This is a genomic window from Streptosporangium sp. NPDC020145 (genome assembly GCF_040631275.1).
Classification (GTDB): Bacteria; Actinomycetota; Actinomycetes; order Streptosporangiales; family Streptosporangiaceae; genus Streptosporangium.
Genome location: NZ_JBEXZT010000024.1, coordinates 1 through 13,781 on the forward strand (window position 1 = coordinate 1; position 13,781 = coordinate 13,781).

A 13,781-nucleotide genomic window follows, 5' to 3' on the forward strand; every position below is an offset into this window, starting at 1 on the left:
TTCGAGCGGCTCCTGAATACGTGCGAACGACACGCGACGGGGACCAGCGGGTACGGCGGAGGCGTTGCGCGAGGCTGCCAACAGATGTCCTTCCGGGAGGCACGGATGGAATCGACTGCGCGCATGCCAAACGCCCCGGAAGGATCCGGGGACGTGAGCGGACAGCGCGAGGGCAGCAGAATAGCGCAAATGACAAACGGGACGCCACATTTACTATGAGCGTCAACCTCTCTGCCGGGGTCAGTCTTTCACGGCGGAATCGGCCTCGTCAATTCGCCGGTGCGATGTCCATGGCACTCTGGACGGTTCGTGGCCGTAGAACCGATGCGCATGTGAGATCGTCTCGTCATGGACTTCTTTGACGACTATCTCGGGGGTGTGCGGGCGCGAGGAGCGGTGTTCTGCCGCTCGGTGGTCGAACCGCCGTGGAACGTCCGGTTCACCGGGCCGGTTCCGCTCGGCCTGGTCACCGTGCTCACCGGGGACGCCTGGATCCTCATGGACGGCTCGGCGCCGGAGCCGCTGCACAGGGGAGACGTCGCGCTGGTCCGGGGCGGCAGGCCGTTCTCCGTCGCCGACGACCCGGCCACCCCACCCCAGATCGTCATCGAGGACGAGACCACCTGTTACACGGTCGGCGACGGGCCGGTGCTGGACGCCGACGACCTCGTCCTCGGTCCCCGGACCTGCGGGCTCAGCGACGAGGCGACCGGCACGTTCGTCGTCGCCGGGTATCCGATCCGGGGAGACGTCGGTGACCGGCTGCTGCGCTCCCTGCCGGACCTGGCGATCGTCCAGGGCGGCCAGGACCTGGCGCCGCTGCTCGGCCTGCTGGCCGTCGAGATCGTCAGTGAGGAACCGGGGCAGCAGATCGTCCTCGACCGGCTGCTCGACACGCTGCTGGTCAAGGCGTTGCGCTGCTGGTTCGCCCGCCCCGACGCCGAACCCCCGGCCGGATACCGTGCGCTGGCCGATCCGCGCGTCGGGCGTGTGCTGCGCGCCTTGCGCGACGATCCCGGCCGTCCCTGGACGGTCGCGAGCATGGCGGGGGAGGCCGGGCTGTCACGGGCCGCGTTCGCCCGGGTGTTCACCGAACTGGTCGGGACGCCGCCCATGGCGTACGTGACCGAGTGGCGGATGACCCTGGCCGCCGACATGCTTCGCGAGAACGGCGCGAGCGTGGCGTCGGTCGCCCGCCGCGTCGGCTACTCCGACGGGTTCGCGTTCAGCAACGCCTTCAAGCGCGTCCGTGGCCGTTCACCCGGCGCCCTCCTGGCCGAGGCGCGCCGTTCCTGACCCCGTTCAGGACCTCCACGCTCCGGCGGCGGCCGCCTCCTCGGCGAAGTCACCGAAGGAACGCGGTGCCCGTCCCAGGGCGCGGTACACGCCGTCGGCGACGCGTTCGCCGGCCCCGCGGGCCAGCTCCTCCATCAGGTCGGCGACGGCCTCGACGGTCCCCTCGGGGTATCCCTGCCCGGCCAGCGCGGCGGCGTAGGTCTCCCGGCTGACCGGGACATAGCGGACCCGGTGGCCCGACACGCGGGAGACGGTGGCGGCGACGTCGCCGAAGGAGAGCGCCTCGGGGCCGGTCAGCTCATAGGTCTGACCGGCGTGCCCGTCACCGGTGAGCGCGGCGACGGCGACGTCGGCGATGTCGGCCACGTCGACGAACGCCTCACGGCCCTCACCGGCGGGCAGCGCGAGCTCACCGGACATGATCGGTTCGAGCAGGAAGTCCTCGCTGAAGTTCTGCGCGAACCAGGCCGCCCGCAGGATCGTCCACTCCGGGACCGCGTCGCGCACCGATTTCTCGAACGCCTCCTGCTCCGGGTGCGCCCGGCCGTCCTCCCCGCGCGCCGACAGCAGGACGATCCGCCGGACGCCCGCCTCGGCCGCGCGGTGGGCGAAGGCGGTGACGGCGGCCGGGTCGACGAACTCGGCCATCGGGACGAGGTAGACGGCCCGCGCGCCGTCCAGCGCGGGACCCCAGGTCTCCGGAGCGCCGTAGTCGAACAGGGTGCCGGTCGTGCGGGAGGCGACGCGTACGGGAATCTCCAGGTCGCGCAGGCGGGCGACCACACGGCGGCCGGTCTTGCCGCGGCCGCCCAGGACGAGAATCGGTGCTTGGCTCATGACACCATCACACCGTCTTCGGTGAGACGATCACATGGTCGTACGGCTCACACGCATGTGAGTTCGTCTCACCGGAGACCTCAGCCGAGCTCGTAGTCGAGGTGGTAGGAGTGGACGCCGTCCCTGTTGACGATGCCTCCTGTGCCGCGGACGCCCGTCAGTTCGCCGGTGCCCGAATCGGGCAGGACGTCCCAGGTCAGGGCGGACTCTCCCGCGTGCGCCGTGGCGTTGTGGTGCAGGACGAAGGTGCCCTTGCGGCCGTGCAGGGTTCCGCTGAAGCGTTCGAAGCCCGCGTAGGCCGCCGAGTCCTCGACCCGGGCCACCGCCGTGATGATGTCGGTGGTGCTGGTGCCCACAAGGTCTCCGGAGAAGGTCTTGGTCACGTGGACGAGGGAGAGCGTCGCGCCCTCGGCCTCGTCGTAGGTCTCCGGCTCCCAGCTGTCCAGAGTGAATGTGCCGTCCGCGCGGGGCATGGGGATCTCCTTGCTCGTCCGAGGTACGGTCCCCATCGTGCCGCCCGTACCTGTCATCTTCTGTCAGCTATGACGCCGTGGGTCAGGACAGGCTCCACCGGTCCATGTTCCAGGTGATGGTCGACTGGGCCGGGTTCGGCACGACGTTGCCGATCTTCTCGTCCCACGCGCTCAGGCTCGCGTGCTGGAAGAGCGGAATGGTGGCCACGTCCTCCCACAACTGCTTCTCGATCTCTCCGATGATGGGGATCTGCGCGTTCAGGTCGACGGTCGCGTTCAGCTTCCTGATGAGCCGGTCGACCCTTCTGCTCGAATAACAGCCGTTGTTGTTGCCCTTGCTCTCCCCGTCACACCTCACGGGCGTGGTGTAGGTGGAGGCCCAGCCGCTGACCAGGGCCGAAGCCGACCAGGCGAACAGCGCGACGTCGTAGCCGTTGGCGGGCATCACGGTGCCGAAGAAGTCGTCGGATCCCTTGTCGACGACCTTGAAGCCCGCCTTGTCACAGGCGTTGATGATCAGTTGCACCTCGACCGTGCGCCGCGGGTTCGGGGTCTGGTAGCCGATCTTGACCTCCACCCCGGTCTTGCCCGTCTCGGCCACCAGGGCCCTGGCGCCTTCGATGTCCTGCTTCCCGTAGACCCCCGCACCGCCCGAGGCGGCGATGACCGCCGCGGCGTTGGCCTGGAACGGCGCCACGTTGCGGATCTCCAGGGGTTTGGCGTTCGGGATCACCGGCTTGATCAGGCTGTCGACGATGAGTTGCCTGGGCACGCACTTGGCGAAGGCCTGGCGCAGCCTCTTGTCCTTGAAGGGACTTGAGTCGACGTTGAAGTCCAGGTGTTCGTAGGTGTACTGGTCGGCGACGTTGACCTTGACGCCCTTGATCTGCCTCAGTTCCTTGAGCACGCCGGGTCCCGGCTGCGGCTCGATGATCTGGACCTCCCGGTCGTGCAGGGCCTCGGCCTGCTCGTCGAGGGTGATGAAGCGCTCGATGATGGTCGGGGTCGCCGCCGGGGTGCCCCACCACCTGTCGTTGGCGACGAGGGTCAGGGACTGTCCCGTGTCCATCTTGGAGAGCTTGTAGGGGCCGGAGGACGGGATCAGCTCGGCGGGGGGAAGCGAGACCTCGGAGACCCAGCCGTCGTTGAAGAACTTGATGGCCTTTTCGAGCTTCTTCGCGTCACGCGCCTTGACGGCCGCGATGAACTCGTCCTCGGACAGGCCGCCCTGCCTCTCCACGACGTGGGCGGGCAGCAGTTCGGTCGCGCCGGGCCCGCCCGCGATCCAGTCGGCGAAGGGCTTGTCGTAGACGAGGGAGAAACTCCTGCCGCCCTTCTCGCACGCGGGCAGCCTGGTGTCCTCGACGCCGGTCGTGCCGGAGGTGGAGAAGCCCTTGATCTTCCCGGACTTGAACCCCCACCACAGCAGCACGTCGTCGCAGTCGATCGGGGTGCCGTCGGACCAGACGGCCTTGTCGCTGATCGTGTACTCGACCGTCAGCGGGTCGTCCGAGGTCTTGACGTAGCGGCCGAAGTCCCTGTCGGGGGTGATCTCGCCGTTCTCCCCGTAGAACCAGAAGCCGGTCAGGACGCGTTGCAGCGGTCCGGCGTTGCGTGTGGCGTTCTCGGCGGCGGTGTTGTTGTTGTAGGAGTGGAACTCCTGCTCATAGGCATAGGTGATGCTCCTGGCCCCCGAAGAGACCGGCTCCGAGGTGGCCGGTCCGGAGTCGCCGACTCCGCAGGCGCCCAGCACGAGAACCCCCCCGACCAGCGCTGACAGGAACCTGCCAGACCTCCGCGCATGGAACACGCTAGAACTCCTTAGTAGCCCGGCGCGCTCGCTCGCCGACCTCGGTCGAGCAAAGCTGAACACCATCCCATATTTCCGACAAGTGGGACGAGCCGGGTGTTGTACATCTGAGACAGGTCATCTCGCTTATGGCCTGATTCTTGCGGATATTGGCTCTTGGGCCACTCGTGGGCCCGACAAACCACCCTCCATGATGGGCCACATGACAACCACCCCTCTTCGCACGCGCACGCGTGGGGTGCATCGCGCCTGGATCGTGGCGGGAGTCGCGTTCGTAGCGATCCTCGGCGCCGCCGGGTTCCGAGCGACCCCCGGCGTGCTGATCACCCCCCTGCAGGAGGAGTTCGGCTGGTCACGCGGCACGATCTCGCTGGCCGTCTCGGTCAACCTCATGCTGTACGGCCTCACCGCTCCCTTCGCCGCCGCCCTCATGGACCGCTTCGGCATGCGCAGGGTCGTGTCGTGCGCGCTGCTGCTCGTCGCGGCGGGCAGCGGCCTGACCATCCTGATGAACGCCCCCTGGCAGCTCGTCCTGTGCTGGGGCGTGCTGGTCGGGCTGGGCACCGGCTCGATGGCCCTGGTCTTCGCCGCCACGCTCACCGACCGCTGGTTCGTCCGTCACCGGGGTCTCGTCACCGGCGTCCTCACCGCGGGCGGCGCGACCGGGCAGCTCGTCTTCCTGCCCGTCCTGGCCTCCCTGGCCCAGACCTCGGGATGGCGTACGGCCTCGGCCACGGTGGCCGGGGCGGCCCTGGTCGTCGTCCCCCTCGTGTGGTTCCTGTTGCGCGACCACCCGGCGGAGGCGGGCACGACCGCCCTGGGCGCCGACCCCCGTGATCCTGCTCCGGTGCCCGGTCCCACGACCAGGGGCGGAGCCGCGGCACGGGCCCTGGCCGTACTGGGGCGAGCGGCCCGCACCCGGTCCTTCTGGCTGCTCGCCGGAGGGTTCGCGATCTGCGGGATGAGCACGAACGGCCTGGTCGGCACGCACTTCATCCCCGCCGCCCACGACCACGGCATGTCGGAACCGGTCGCGGCGGGACTGCTCGCGGTCATCGGGATCTTCGACGTCGTCGGGACGATCGCCTCGGGCTGGCTGAGTGACCGGGTGGACTCCAGAGTCCTGCTCGGCGTCTACTACGCGCTGCGCGGACTGTCACTGATGGTGCTGCCCAGCCTGTTCTCGGCGACGGCCGAGCCCAGCATGCTCGTCTTCATCATCTTCTACGGCCTCGACTGGGTCGCGACCGTGCCGCCCACGGTCGCGCTGTGCCGCCAGGTCTACGGGGCCGACGCCCCGGTGGTCTTCGGCTGGGTCTTCGCCTCCCACCAGGTGGGCGCGGCCATCGCCGCGGTGGGCGCGGGACTCACCCGCGACCTGTTCGGCGCCTACGACCTCGCCTGGTACGTCGCGGGCGCCCTGTGCCTGGTCGCCGCCCTCATGTCGGTCTCCGTCGTGGCCGCCAGGGCCTCCGAGAGGAACACCGTCTCCGTCTAGGGAGCGGAGAGGGCATGCTTGGAGGGTGAGTGAGACGGAAGTGAGCGGTCAGAGGGTGCTCCCGCTGGTGGTGCGGATCGAGCGGGCTGACCCGCCACGGCGCACCGACGCCCTTGAGGCGGCGGCGCTCGCCGTGCTCACGCTGCTCGACGACCCCCGCGCGGCGGACGGCGGCGAGTGGGCCGAACAGGTCAAGGCGTGGGAGACCCTCGGGATCAGGAAGGTCGTACGGCGCGCCCGCGGCGCCGAGTGGCGCCGGGTGCTCGACCTGCCCGGCATCACCGTCACCTCGGGCACCGCGGAGGTCCGGGTCCACCCTCCGGTCCCGCTCGACGACTGGCCCAGAGACCTGTCCAGGCTCCAGGTCTCCGGCACCGACCTGACCGACCCCGAGGAGCCGGGCCCCGCGCCGGACGGGGACGCGCTGCTCTGGGTCAATCCCACCCTGGAGATGTCGGCGGGCAAGACCATGGCCCAGGTGGGACACGCCGCCCAGCTCGCCTGGTGGGGGAGCGACGAGGCGGCCAGACGGTCCTGGCGTGAGCGGGGCCTGACCTGCGCGGTGCGCACCGCCGAGACCGGGCGGTGGGCCGGGCTGACCGGTTCCGGCCTGCCCACGGTCAGGGACGCCGGGTTCACCGAGATCGCGCCCGGCTCGTGCACGGTCGTCGCGGACGCGCCGTGGCTACGCGGGGAAGGCTTCCGCCCGGCCGCCTCCGGCCCTCTCAGGTCAGCCTGACGACGTCGGCGAGCACACCCCCCTCGGGGGTCAGCCGCCAAGCCGCCGGGCTGTCGTAGACCACCAGCAGGTGCTCGTCGTCGAGCATGGTCATTCCCTCCGCGTGGTCGTCGCCGTCGCCGTAGGGCAGGTCCATCACCAGCCGGGGATCGTGCTCGACGGACGGCGTCTCCCCCGGGGTCCAGCGCAGCAGCCGTACCGGGCCGTCGAGATCCATGGTCGGCCCCGCCAGGATCATCAGGTCCCCCTGGTGCGGGCACAGGTCCCGGATGCCGAGACCGCCGAGGTTCAGGAAGTGCATCCGGTACGGCTCGCCGTCGATCGGGGCCGGCAGCAGCCGTTCGGGGCGGCGCGGGTCGCTCTCGGGACGGATCTCGAGCAGTACGGCCCAGCCGCGCAGCACGGGCCCGCGCAGGCCGACGAAGACGCGCTCGCCGAGCACCGCGATGCCCTCGATGTCCAGGCCGTTGTCCTTGCCGGGGATCTTCAGGAAGGGAGCGAGGTAGGGGTCGTCGGCCATCAGGTCGGCCAGGTTCCTGCCGCGTCCCGACAGGATCGCCGCGGTGCGGGCGCCGTCCGCGCGGACCGGCCGCGAACCGACGAGCGGCAACCGCATGAGGACGTAGCGGTTCTCCTCGCGTACGAGGCTGCCGAGCCTGCGCAGGGACTTGCCGACGGGGTGGTCCCGCTTGACACGCTTCCGCTTGAGGCTGTGCGAGCCGATCGCCCACAACCAGCCGTCGGCCCTGGCCAGTCCCTCGATGTCGGCCTCGTCGTCGGGACCCGCGGGCAGGTCGACGAAGTCGGCCAGGGCGTAGGTGCGCTGGTCGTCGTAGCGGCCCTCACGGAGGGTCAGGTACTCCAGGGTCGCGGTCTCGTCACCCGCGAGCCAGAGGCCCGTGCCGTCGGAGCGGACGGCGGACAGGTTCGTGTGGGTCCTCGCGTCACGGGAGGTGACATGGAAACGGAGTTCTACCCGGCGTTCTGCAAGCACGGTGGCATCATGGCAGGAAGGTGCAAGAAGGGGCATATCGGACTGAAGGGCGGGAGGGTACTCGTTCCCTAAGTGTGATGGGGATCGTGCACGAGAAAACCGGATTTGTCGTACGCTCCCGATCGTGCTCGATGGGGTGGGTGGGACTGAGGTGACCCGGGAAACGGGTGCCGTACCGACGCGTGCGACCGACGGGACGGACCCGTCAGAGCCGCGGAGGACGTCCGTCCCCGGCCCGCCGAGGCCGCCGAAGCGCTCCCGCATCGGCGACCTGTCGATGCGCGTCGTCTACCGGATGCTGGCCGTGGCCGTGGTGGTGGTCGTCACCGTCGTGGCCGTCGTGGCCGCCCTGGTCCTCTCCGGCACCTCCGAACGACCGGGCGAGGGGCGGTCGGGGCAGGTCGCCGCGCCACCTGCCGCGACGCCCTCGCCCGGTTTCAGCTCCCCGCAGGCCTCGCCGGTCGCCTCCCCGGCGGTCCTGGCCGGTGAGGGGACCGCCGCCTCCGTCTCTCCTTCGGCCTCTTCTTCCGCCTCTTCTTCGGCCGCGGAGACCTCGACGGCGTCACCCTCTCCCTTGTCCTCGTCCTCGCCGATGTCCTCACCGACCGCGTTGGAGGAGGTCGCGCGTGACCGGAGCGCGGTCGTGGCGGCCCTCGCCGATCACCGCGTCCCCGACCTGCCGCGCAACAAGAAGCTCGCCCGGCTGCCCGGCAAGGCCCACAAGGGCAAGCGTCTGCTGAAGGACCGCAGGGCGGGCGTCTGGCTCGCCAGGCTGGGCAAGCCGTGGAAGATCTTCGGGGCCGCGCCGTTCTCGACCAAGCAGGTCCTGCCGAAGGTCAAGGGGGCGCCCGTCAGGGCGATGCTCGTCAGCTGCCCGGTGCCCATCCAGGCGCAGCGCCACGCCAAGGACACCGCGCTGCTGGCCGCCCGATGGACGCTCAACCACCACCCCAAGGGCTCCAGGATCTCCTGGTTCGCCTCGCAGCCGATCAAGAAGGGGTGGCTGCTCGCCTACAAGGTGAAGTACAAGGTCAAGGGCAAGGCCCGCTTCTCGGTGGCCGCCGTCGCCGTGACGCGGGGTTCCGGCCCACGGCCCGCCATGGTCTTCGTGACCGTCCCCGACACCCAGCGCGCCTACTGGCGCGACATCAACACCGCGGTCTCCTCCATCAGGCCGAAGTAACGGACGTCCCGCGGGACGCTAGGCTCGGTCGGCGTGACCCGGATCGTTCTCGCCTCCGCCTCTCCCGCTCGCCTCGCCCTGCTCCGCAGCGCCGGGCTCGACCCCAAGGTGATCGTCAGCGGGGTGGACGAGGAGGCCGTGACCGCGGACAGTCCGGCCGAACTCTGCCTGGCCCTGGCCGTGGCCAAGGCGTCGGTCGTCGCGCGTGACCTCACCTCCGGCCTCGTCGTCGGCTGCGACTCGGTGCTCGAACTGGACGGTCGGGCGTACGGCAAGCCGGCCTCGCCGCAGGAGGCCGTCGCCCGCTGGAAGTCCATGCGCGGCCGTCAGGGGCGGCTGCTCACCGGCCACTGCGTGATCGACGCCTCCGACGGCCGGCAGGTCGCGGAGGTGGGGGCGACCGTCGTGCGCTTCGGGAACCCCGGCGACGAGGAGATCGCCGCCTACGTGGCCACCGGTGAACCTCTGCGGGTGGCGGGCGCCTTCACGCTGGACGGTCCGGGAGGCTGGTTCGTCGAGGGCATCGACGGCGACCACGGCAACGTCCTGGGCATCTCCCTGCCCCTCCTGCGCCGCCTTCTCGGCGAACTCGGCGTCTCCGTTCCCACCCTCTGGCAGTCCTGATCCCTCTCCGAGCCGGAAGCGTCGCGCGGCGATCCGCCGATGCCGCTAATCTTCCGGCATGGGTCATTTCCGCTCCTTCGTGGACGGTGCCGGGTTCTTCTTCCAGGGACTGCGCTGGGTCGCGAGGAACCCCCGCTGGTGGCTGTTCGGGCTGATCCCCGCCCTGATCGTCTTCATCCTCTACGCGGCGGGGCTCTACTGGCTCGGCACCCACGCCACCGACATCGCCGAATGGGCGACGCCGTTCGCCTCGGGATGGGCGCACGCGGCGCAGACGGCCCTGCGGACCCTGGTCGGCCTGGCGATCTTCGGCGCCGGGCTGGTCCTGTTCGTGGTGACCTTCACCGCGGTGACGCTGATCGTCGGTGAACCCTTCTACGAGAAGCTCTCCGAGCGGGTCGAGCTGTCCTACGGCGACCTGCCCGCCGGGCCCGACCTTCCGCTGTGGAAGACGATCCCCAGGTCGATCAGGGACAGCCTCATCACCCTGTGGTACGTGCTGCTGTTCACCGTTCCGCTGTTCTTCCTCGGTTTCGTCCCGGTGGTCGGGCAGACGGTCGTGCCGGTGCTCGGCGCCCTGGTCTCGGGCTTCTTCCTGACCGTGGAACTGACCGCGCTGGCCATGGAGCGCAGGGGCATGGCGCGTAAGGAGCGCTTCGCGGTCCTGCGCCGGAACAAGATGCGCGCCCTCGGGTTCGGCGTGCTGATCTTCCTGATCTTCCTCATCCCGCTGGCCTCCGTCGTGGCGATGCCCGCGGCGGTGGCTGGCGCGGCGGTCATGGTCAGGTCACGGCTGGGCGTGTCAGGGCCCGCCACGGGCGCTCCGGAGATCCACGAGAGGGCCTGAACCCGGGGTCTGAGCCCGCTCGGCCGGAGGCCGCGGCGGCGCAACCCTGGCTTTCTGCTCAAACGGGATAACGGGGCCTGTGGACAACCGGCGGCCACCCTCTCGTTGTCCACAGAACCGCGTTCGGTCGCCTGGCGGGGCGGGAAGCGAACGATGCTTTCCGCCATGACAACCGACGTTCCCGCTCCGCCCACCCCCTCCTCCCCGACGCCCGGCCTCCTGCTCGCCTCCACGCAGGACGTCCTCGGCGCGGTGCCCTACCTCGTGGGCTTCCACCCCTCGGACAGCCTGGTCGTCATCGGGCTGAAGGGCAGGCCTCCCCGCTGCAGGCTGCATCTCACCGTCCGCTGGGATCTGCCCCTCGCCCCTCCCGGTCCCGGCAGGCTCCTGCCGCTGCTGGCGGAGGAGGGCATCACCCAGGTCATCGTCGTCGGGTACGGCCCCGGCACGCTGGTGACCCCGGCCGTGGACCTGGCCGTCGGGCTGTTTCGCCGGTCGGGCGTCACGGTGGTCGACGCGCTGCGGGCCGAGGACGGCCGCTACTGGTCCTACACGTGCTCCCGCGCCGGCTGCTGTCCCGCCGACGGCACACCGTACGACCGCGAGACGGGTGTCGTGGCGACCAAGGCGATCGTGCACGGCCTGGTCGCGCTGCCCGACAGGCAGACCCTGGAGCGTTCCCTCGACCCCGTGGACGGTGCGGCGCGCCTGGCCGTACGCCGCGCGACCGCACGCGTCACGCGGGAGCTGAGGGCCGCGCTCACCGGGAGCGACGACCCCGGAGGGCTCGCCGCGGAGTTCGTCGCCGACGGGGTGGCGCGGGTGCGTTCGGCGATCGCCCTGCACGCCTCCGGCGGGCGGCTGTCCGACGAGGAGGCGGTCAGGCTGGGCTTCGCCCTCGCGGTGGTCCGGATCCGCGACGAGGCGTGGGCGCTGATCACCGACCACGCCGCGGCCGTCCCGCCGGGCGCCCCGATGAGCGTCCCCGACGCCTGTGCCGGGCTGTGGCGTGACCTCACCCGCAGGCTGGAGCCGAGGTTCGTGCCTCCGGTCGCGTCCCTGCTGGGCGCCGCGGCCTGGTGCCGGGGCGACTCCGCTCTGGCGGGCATCGCACTCTCCCGCGCGTGTGAGATCGACCCGGGTTACTCGATGGCCAATCTGCTCATGTGCGCGTTACGGCACATGCTTCCACCACGGGTGCTCAGAGAGAGGATGCCCGGCCCGCAGGAACTCGACAGAGAGATGGGGGCTCCCCGCATGGCCTGGCTGCTGCCGATGATCGCGTTACTGGAGGAGCCTGAGGTCTCCGCGGAGTGACCCGCTCAACCCTCGGCGCGCTTGCGCCGCTCGTTGTAGGCCCGCATCCGGGCGGGATAGCCGGTCAGTTGCACGTCGTAGACCGGGAGGGCGAGGTCGCGGGCCACCTTCTTGATCACCGCGGGCGAGCCGACCCGGCGGCGTGTCCACTCGCCGTCGTCCGCGATCGCCATCGCGGTGGTGTCGGTCGCGAATGTCTCGGGCTCGACATAGAACTCGACACCCTGGCGTGACTTCGCGAAGGCGATGAGCGCCTCGACGTCGGAGTCGGTTGCCTCTCGGTCGAACTTGGCGATCTTCGGCCCACGCAGACGCCTTAAACCATAGCGATCACGCCATCTCATGCCTCCTTGTATACATCCCCTGGTCCTTTCATGGTGAAAGCCCAGGGTGGACTCTAAGGGACATCCAAGGGTTCACCCGGATGGACCAGCCAAAAGTTGTCACTGAATATTGGATCGACGGCTGAAACGAAAGGTATGTCGGTTCTATGACAGGCACAGTGACACCGGCGGCGGGCCCATGGCGCGGCGGCGCACCCCTTTCCAGCCCCGGATTCGAGCACGCCGGGCTCCGGGTGAGCAACCAGGACCGGGAACAGGTGGTCGAGCACCTCAAGGCCGCCTACGCCGAGGGACGTCTTGACAAGATCGAGTTCGACGACAGGCTCGGGCGGGCGATGACGGCCCGCGTCCACGCCGACCTCATGCCGATCATGCACGAGCTGTACGGCTCACGCCCGCCCATGCCCGCGCCGTACCCGTTCACGCAGGCGGCGCCGGTCCACCACCGGGCAGGGGAGCTCACGGGAGGAGACCGGCTGGGGGCGGCGGCCGCGCACCTGCTCCCGTTGACCGGCCTGCTCGCGATCGGCCCGTTGATCATGATGCTGACCGCAGGCAAGACCTCGCCCTATGTCCGCAGGCACGCGGTCGAGGCGCTCAACTTCCAGCTCACCCTGCTCGGCGTGACCGTGCTGCTGGCCATCACGGTCGTGGGCACGGTCCTGCTGCCGGTGGTCTGGCTCGGGGGCATGGCGCTCTCGGTGATCGGAGGCATGGCGGCGCTGGGTGAGGGCGGTTTCCACTATCCGTTCACGATGCGGCCGGTGAGGTAGACGGCCGGGCTCACCTGGCCAGTACCTCGTATCTGACGCGCATGACTCCGGCGTTGACGCTGCCGATCGCGGAGAAGGCGGCCCTTGACAGGTCGAGGCAGCGCCCGCCGATGTAGGGACCCCGGTCGTTGATCCTGACCGTGACCGACTCGCCGTTGGCGGGGTTGGTGACCCGGACCCTGCTGCCCATGGGGAGGGTTTTGTGCGCGGCGGTCATCGCGTTCGGGTTGAACCGCTCACCGCTGGCGGTCATCTGTCCCTCCGCGTAGTAGGACGCGCCACAGGACCCGCTTGAGATCACACGAGCCCTGGGTTTCGCGGCCTTCTTGGTTCTTCTCGGGGCGCTGTCGGTCACCCGGGCGGCGGTGGGGGAGGGGGAGGGGGAGGGTGACGTGCTCGTCCCCTCGGCGGGGGAGCCGGGGGAGGGCGAGCCCTGAGGGGCGGTCGCTGTGCCGGAGGGGGGTACGGCGGGGCCCGAGGGGGACGCGTCAGGGGCGGCCGGGGAGGCACCGGGGGCGCCGGGGGAGGGGGCGGTGCCGGCGGCGGTTCCAGGGGGTCGGGGGGTGTCCTGGGGCTGAGGGGCGCTCTGCCGGGCACCGGTGAGGGCGACGGTCGTCGCCAGGCGGGCGTCGTCTCCACTGGAGACCGCCCATGCGGTCGCGGAGATCACGGCGACCACGGTGACGCCCGCCGCCAGGGCGGCGATCCGCCGTCTGTTGTGAGGAGGGCTCTTCGGGGGAGTGGGGGAGGGGGTGTGTGAGTGCAGGCCCAAGGGAAACCACGGTCCAAGGTAGGGAGCGGGGCAGGGGACCGTACGGGGGCGGAGGGGGCGGGGAGCGCACCGGCCGGTCCCGTCGGCGGGGTGCAGGGGTGCTTCCCGCCGTGACGTGGGCCGACCATATGCGACAAAGAGGAAGCAAAGCCACGTTAATGGGACATAAAGTGATTTATGTCACTTTCTATGATAAATGATAATGAAAGTGCTGATGATCGCCGTTTCTGGGCGCGCGGGGCTGGGCCAGGGCGGAATCGTGATCCACGACGGT

General features: G+C 70.1%; 14 protein-coding genes. 8 read left to right on the forward strand and 6 right to left on the reverse strand.

The window, feature by feature from the left end; all coding sequences use genetic code 11:
* Positions 1-348 precede the first annotated feature (348 nt).
* On the forward strand, positions 349-1,296 hold the full coding sequence (locus ABZ463_RS31850; RefSeq protein WP_362781708.1) for an AraC family transcriptional regulator: 948 nt from the start codon (positions 349-351) through the stop codon (positions 1,294-1,296).
* A gap of 6 nt (positions 1,297-1,302) precedes the next feature.
* On the opposite strand, the gene ABZ463_RS31855 is transcribed toward ABZ463_RS31850, so the two are convergent.
* The 3 genes from ABZ463_RS31855 to ABZ463_RS31865 all read right to left on the reverse strand — a co-directional run bounded on the left by ABZ463_RS31855 (position 1,303) and on the right by ABZ463_RS31865 (position 4,416).
* Entirely contained in the window at positions 1,303-2,133 is an 831-nt protein-coding gene (locus tag ABZ463_RS31855; protein WP_362781710.1) for an NAD(P)H-binding protein, read from the reverse strand.
* Between the two features lie 80 nt (positions 2,134-2,213).
* Complete coding sequence (locus ABZ463_RS31860; protein ID WP_352015937.1) at positions 2,214-2,606, reverse strand: DUF3224 domain-containing protein; 393 nt, start codon at positions 2,604-2,606, stop codon at positions 2,214-2,216.
* Between the two features lie 82 nt (positions 2,607-2,688).
* Positions 2,689-4,416, reverse strand: a complete 1,728-nt coding sequence (locus tag ABZ463_RS31865) for an ABC transporter family substrate-binding protein (RefSeq protein WP_362781712.1) — start codon at positions 4,414-4,416, stop codon at positions 2,689-2,691.
* 202 nt (positions 4,417-4,618) lie between these two features.
* On the opposite strand from ABZ463_RS31865, the gene ABZ463_RS31870 reads away from it, so the two are divergent.
* Both ABZ463_RS31870 and ABZ463_RS31875 read left to right on the forward strand, forming a co-directional pair.
* A complete protein-coding gene (locus ABZ463_RS31870) occupies positions 4,619-5,914 on the forward strand; it encodes an MFS transporter (protein WP_352015935.1) in 1,296 nt (431 codons plus the stop codon).
* Between the two features lie 25 nt (positions 5,915-5,939).
* A complete protein-coding gene (locus ABZ463_RS31875) occupies positions 5,940-6,653 on the forward strand; it encodes an aminoacyl-tRNA hydrolase (RefSeq protein WP_362781714.1) in 714 nt (237 codons plus the stop codon).
* Here ABZ463_RS31875 and ABZ463_RS31880 read toward each other — a convergent pair.
* A complete protein-coding gene (locus ABZ463_RS31880) occupies positions 6,640-7,647 on the reverse strand; it encodes a DUF3616 domain-containing protein (protein ID WP_362781716.1) in 1,008 nt (335 codons plus the stop codon). The genes ABZ463_RS31875 and ABZ463_RS31880 overlap by 14 nt on opposite strands.
* A gap of 151 nt (positions 7,648-7,798) precedes the next feature.
* Between ABZ463_RS31880 and ABZ463_RS31885 the strand changes: the two genes are divergently transcribed.
* From ABZ463_RS31885 to ABZ463_RS31900, 4 genes are all read left to right on the forward strand, one after another.
* Positions 7,799-8,830 carry a hypothetical protein gene (locus ABZ463_RS31885; protein WP_362781718.1) on the forward strand — a complete coding sequence of 344 codons (1,032 nt, stop codon included), beginning with the start codon at positions 7,799-7,801 and terminating at the stop codon, positions 8,828-8,830.
* Between the two features lie 33 nt (positions 8,831-8,863).
* Positions 8,864-9,454: a nucleoside triphosphate pyrophosphatase gene (locus tag ABZ463_RS31890; RefSeq protein ID WP_352015931.1), complete on the forward strand. Its 591-nt coding sequence runs from the start codon at positions 8,864-8,866 to the stop codon at positions 9,452-9,454.
* Positions 9,455-9,512: 58 nt separating this feature from the next.
* Complete coding sequence (locus tag ABZ463_RS31895; RefSeq protein WP_352015930.1) at positions 9,513-10,301, forward strand: EI24 domain-containing protein; 789 nt, start codon at positions 9,513-9,515, stop codon at positions 10,299-10,301.
* Between the two features lie 165 nt (positions 10,302-10,466).
* A complete protein-coding gene (locus ABZ463_RS31900; protein ID WP_362781721.1) occupies positions 10,467-11,618 on the forward strand; it encodes a DUF4192 domain-containing protein in 1,152 nt (383 codons plus the stop codon).
* A 5-nt stretch (positions 11,619-11,623) separates the two neighbouring features.
* Here ABZ463_RS31900 and ABZ463_RS31905 read toward each other — a convergent pair whose 3' ends face one another.
* Positions 11,624-11,962, reverse strand: a complete 339-nt coding sequence (locus tag ABZ463_RS31905) for a hypothetical protein (protein ID WP_352015928.1) — start codon at positions 11,960-11,962, stop codon at positions 11,624-11,626.
* A gap of 146 nt (positions 11,963-12,108) precedes the next feature.
* Between ABZ463_RS31905 and ABZ463_RS31910 the strand changes: the two genes are divergently transcribed.
* Entirely contained in the window at positions 12,109-12,735 is a 627-nt protein-coding gene (locus ABZ463_RS31910) for a DUF1707 and DUF4870 domain-containing protein (RefSeq protein WP_352015927.1), read from the forward strand.
* Positions 12,736-12,745: 10 nt separating this feature from the next.
* On the opposite strand, the gene ABZ463_RS31915 is transcribed toward ABZ463_RS31910, so the two are convergent.
* The gene (locus ABZ463_RS31915; protein WP_362781723.1) at positions 12,746-13,507 is read right to left on the reverse strand and encodes a septal ring lytic transglycosylase RlpA family protein; all 762 of its coding nucleotides are present in this window, start codon (positions 13,505-13,507) and stop codon (positions 12,746-12,748) included.
* Positions 13,508-13,781 lie beyond the last annotated feature (274 nt).